Origin of the sequence: Spirillospora sp. NPDC048823, from assembly GCF_043198445.1 — a bacterium.
Classification (GTDB): Bacteria; Actinomycetota; Actinomycetes; order Streptosporangiales; family Streptosporangiaceae; genus Spirillospora.
Genome location: NZ_JBICUT010000044.1, coordinates 1 through 1956, shown reverse-complemented (window position 1 = coordinate 1956; position 1956 = coordinate 1). Strand labels below are relative to the sequence as shown.

Annotated in this window: 3 protein-coding genes; 2 read left to right on the top strand and 1 reads right to left on the bottom strand. The window is 65.5% G+C overall.

Annotated elements, in window-relative coordinates:
• The first annotated feature begins 173 nt into the window (after positions 1–173).
• Positions 174–605: a hypothetical protein gene (locus ACGFK0_RS37630; RefSeq protein ID WP_392913555.1), complete on the top strand. Its 432-nt coding sequence runs from the start codon at positions 174–176 to the stop codon at positions 603–605.
• A gap of 363 nt (positions 606–968) precedes the next feature.
• On the opposite strand, the gene ACGFK0_RS37625 is transcribed toward ACGFK0_RS37630, so the two are convergent.
• On the bottom strand, positions 969–1709 hold the full coding sequence (locus ACGFK0_RS37625) for a transposase (protein WP_392913553.1): 741 nt from the start codon (positions 1707–1709) through the stop codon (positions 969–971).
• Between the two features lie 36 nt (positions 1710–1745).
• On the opposite strand from ACGFK0_RS37625, the gene ACGFK0_RS37620 reads away from it, so the two are divergent.
• Positions 1746–1956, top strand: a 211-nt coding sequence (locus tag ACGFK0_RS37620; protein WP_392913551.1) for a hypothetical protein, incomplete at its 3' end; no start/stop codon positions are given.

The window sequence follows — 1956 nt, the reverse complement described above, 5'->3', positions numbered from 1 at the left end:
ACGAGCCCGAACCTGTCACCACGCCTGGCACACCTACGCCGAAACCACACCATGATCACAGCAGGTCAGGACCAAAATTACAGCTGCCGTATCAGACCTGACTGCGGACGTGGTGATGTGTGGCATGATGGCCGAGGTCGCGGGCACGTTTCGAACGGTCGAGAGGAAGTCCCGTGAATCGTTTGATGGTGAGTGTGGTGGTGGGGGTTGCCGTCGTCCTGGCCGTACCGATTGCCGCAGTGATCGGGTTTTCCTCCTGGGAGGAGGGCAAGTGCAAGGAGGGGGTGAGGGAGTTGAGACGCATTCGGGGAGCGGTCGCGGCCGAACTGGCGGTGCTGAACAGCCCCCCTCTTAGGACTGTGGCCGTTTGTGATTCGGGTGATTCTCCTTACCTGGCCACTCGGCTCGATCCCTCGATCCCGCCCCAGCAAGTGACGCGACATCTGGAAAGTAGAGGATGGCGTATCGCCGATACGTATCGTCGGCCAGATGGCGAAATCTGGTCCTGGGAGATGCAGAAAATGTATCAGACCAAGTCCGCGCATCTTTCGATTATTCACCAGAGCGTTACCGGTCCGGTGAGCATCAGCGTCTCTCTCCTCTAAAGGTCGAGGCGGCGCCCAGGGGTGAACGCTTTTCGTGCGCCCAGCAGAACGGGAGGTGATGCCGCATGAGCGGCTGATCTTGTTCGTAAGCTCGTCGTCGCTTGCCGGTGTAAGTGGTCCGGTAGCTGCCAGGAGGCCCCGTAGCAGGCTGGCGGTTTCGTCTGGAAACGGGCGGGGTCGAAGCCCAGCGTCGAAGGCCCTGAGAGGGGGAGCGACGATGCGGTGCGCGATCTGCTGCGGTAACCGCTTAGCCTCGATCCACCGATGGTGGTTCGAGGTTGCTCTCTCGGTCGTTTCGGTGAGGTTTGTCGAGTTGGCGGCGGATTGCGGGCAGGGCTGATCGGCTGGTCTGCCTTGTTTTTTTTACGTGTTGGGGTTCCGGTCGGGCCCGTCGGGCGGTGGATAATGGCAGGTCAGACGCTCTCGGGTGGGGCGTGGACGGTGCTGAACAGGTGCATCCACGCCGGTGAAGGCGGTGTAGGCGGGTATCTCGGCGACCTGGGCGTCATAGATCAGTTCGCCGGTGTCGGGATCGAGTACACCGGTCGGGGAGCGGATCTGCGTCCACGCGTCCTCGCCGATGGCGGAGATGGCCCGCTTGATGGACGGGTTCATGCCGCAGGTGATCGAAAAGCGGGCGTCGGCGCGGCGGCAGGCGGCCACCACATCGGCGTTGTAGAACTGCGAATCGGCACGCAGTACGCGGATGCCGGTGGCTCCGACCTGCGGTGCGGTGGCCAGCGCCTCGGTGACCAGGCGCATCGCTCCCCGGCTGTCGGCCGAGCGGCCTTGGCGCAGCCGCGCCGCGGCCACGATCGGGCCGGCGGTCGGGGTGCTGATCGTGGCCAGCAGTGGATGCAGGGTGCGTACGCCTTTGATCCGTCCGATCTGCGCGCCCTGCTTGGCGCGGCCGAACACCCGCTTATGGGTGGAGTCGACGTCGATGAAGGCGACCTGGTCGGCGCCGGGCAGCAGCGGCGCCGGCCTGACCAGCTCGCCCAGGAACCGGCGGTGCACCGCGTGCAGATGCAGGGCATGCCCGTGGGTGAACGACCGCAGGAGCGTGCCCAGTGTGGAGAGCGCCCGAACCCCGGTGAAGGCCACCGCACCGCGCCGTGCCGCAGCCGGTCGGCGTCATCGATGCTGTCGGCGCCGGCGCACATCGCCGCCACCAGCGACATCACCTTCGCCGCCGGGTTCGCACCACCGTCGTTACCCGAACCGTTGATTCGTACCGCGGTTTCGACCATCCCGGCCAGACCGGCCCGCTCCGCAAGCCGGACCACCGGCACCAGGCCCGCATCGGCGATCAGGTTGTCCTCGTCGAACACCGAAGAGACCGCCTCGGCGG